Source organism: Arthrobacter sp. TB 26 (assembly GCF_000427315.1).
Taxonomy (GTDB): domain Bacteria; phylum Actinomycetota; class Actinomycetes; order Actinomycetales; family Micrococcaceae; genus Arthrobacter.
Genome location: NZ_AUPJ01000363.1, coordinates 1 through 1666, shown reverse-complemented (window position 1 = coordinate 1666; position 1666 = coordinate 1). Strand labels below are relative to the sequence as shown.

The 1666-nt window shown below is 68.7% G+C and carries 2 protein-coding genes and 1 pseudogene; all 3 read left to right on the top strand.

Annotation, left to right across the window (positions count from 1 at the left end; translation table 11 throughout):
* Positions 1-41: 41 nt before the first annotated feature.
* Positions 42-410, top strand: coding sequence for a thiamine-binding protein (locus K789_RS0114050; protein ID WP_024367305.1), 369 nt, complete (start codon positions 42-44; stop codon positions 408-410).
* 58 nt (positions 411-468) lie between these two features.
* The gene (locus K789_RS0114045) at positions 469-1146 is read left to right on the top strand and encodes an O-methyltransferase (protein WP_024367304.1); all 678 of its coding nucleotides are present in this window, start codon (positions 469-471) and stop codon (positions 1144-1146) included.
* A 160-nt stretch (positions 1147-1306) separates the two neighbouring features.
* Positions 1307-1666 (top strand): annotated as a pseudogene (locus tag K789_RS25690) (hypothetical protein); the annotation flags it as partial.

The window sequence follows — 1666 nt, the reverse complement described above, 5'->3', positions numbered from 1 at the left end:
TCCCCGCGGCATGCCGCGGGGACACGTGAAAGACTGGTGCCATGTTGCTTGCATTTTCTGTCGCACCCTCAGGCCGTCCCGCGCGAACGGCCGATGACTCGCCCGGCGGTTCCGGGGCCGTCCCGGCAGACGAGGCTTCGGTCCACGACGCGGTGGCCGAAGCGGTGCGGATCGTGCGGGAGTCCGGACTGCCGAACCATACCGACTCGATGTTCACCACGATCGAGGGCGAGTGGGATGAAGTGTTCGACGTCGTGAAGCGCGCCACCGAGGCCGTTGGCCGCTACGGCAGCAGGGTCTCCCTCGTCATCAAAGCGGATATCCGTCCGGGCTACACGGGCGAACTCACCGGAAAACTGGACCGGCTGGAACAAGCCCTCGGCGACGCCCCGGGTCCGGCCGCAGGCTAGGTACCCCCGGGCTGTCTGGGCCCTACCGCCCGGACAGGCCAGCTGGAAGACTGGGGGCATGTTCGAGCATCAGCCCACCGCCCGCTGGACCGCCGTCGAGGGCTTCCTGTCTGACGTTGTGGTCCGCCCGGACCACTCCCTCAAACGCGCCATAACCACCGCCCTCGAGGCAGGCATGCCGCCCATCGAAGTCGCCCCCAACGCCGGGAAGCTGCTCAAGCTGCTGGTGCAGCTCTCGGGTGCCCGCCGGGTGCTGGAAATCGGGACCCTGGCCGGGTTCAGCACCATCTGGATGGCGCAAGGGCTGCCCGCCGACGGCCGGCTGCTGACATGCGAGTACCTCGCCAAACACGCCGACGTGGCCCGCGCCAACGTCGATGCCGCCGGGCTGGGCCATCTTGTCGAGATCCGGTTCGGGGCGGCGCTGGAGACGCTGCAGGCGCTCGCCGACGAAGGCGTCGAGCCTTTCGATTTCGTCTTCATCGACGCGGACAAGGCAAACAATCCGCAGTACCTCGACTGGGCCATCCGCCTTGGCCGGCCGGGCACCGCCGTCGTGATGGACAACGTGGTCTGGGAAGGCGCCGTGCTGGATCCCGCCATGGACGCCGTCAACGCCCCGGGCATCATCAGCGCCCTGCACATGTTGGGCGAGGACCCGAGGCTGGACGGCACCGTGATCCAGACCGTGGGTTCCAAAGGCTGGGACGGCTTCGCCCTGGCGCGGGTGTTGTAGCAGCGGCGGGCACCACACCGGCGCTGGGCCTGACACCGAAATTCCCAAAGTGCTAAGTGTGCTTAGATTTACTGACGGGCGAAATTTACTGGACAGTAGCCCGGCCGGCAGGTGTGGACGCCGACAGCACCAGAGACCCTTCGAAGGAGAACAGGCCCGAATGAACCGGACATCCGATTCCCAGCGGCCCGTCGCCGTCAGGATCAGTTCTGCGCCGGAGGACCTGGCCGGCCTCGGCCCCCTGCTGGAGGCGGCCCGGTCCGCCGTCGGCGACGTCCCGGCGTTGCTGGAGCTGGCCAAGGCCGCGGCAGCGACCGCCCCGAACCCCGGCGGAGGCCGGACGGCCTTCCTGTGGGAAATCCTGGCGTCCGTCACGGCCGTCGACGTCGCCGCCGGACGGGCCATTGAACCCCATCTCGACGCCTCAGCGATCCTCACCCAGGCCACCGGCCAGGCGGCCCTGAACGGCTGGGACTGCCCGGACTTCGACGGCGTCCACTTCGACGGCGCCTGGGGCGTG

What these genes read in the sequence shown, in the direction of transcription:
- K789_RS0114045 (WP_024367304.1), top strand. Translation starts at nt 469, where the DNA reads ATGTTCGAGCATCAGCCCACCGCCCGCTGGACCGCCGTCGAGGGCTTC.
- K789_RS0114050 (WP_024367305.1), top strand. Translation starts at nt 42, where the DNA reads ATGTTGCTTGCATTTTCTGTCGCACCCTCAGGCCGTCCCGCGCGAACG.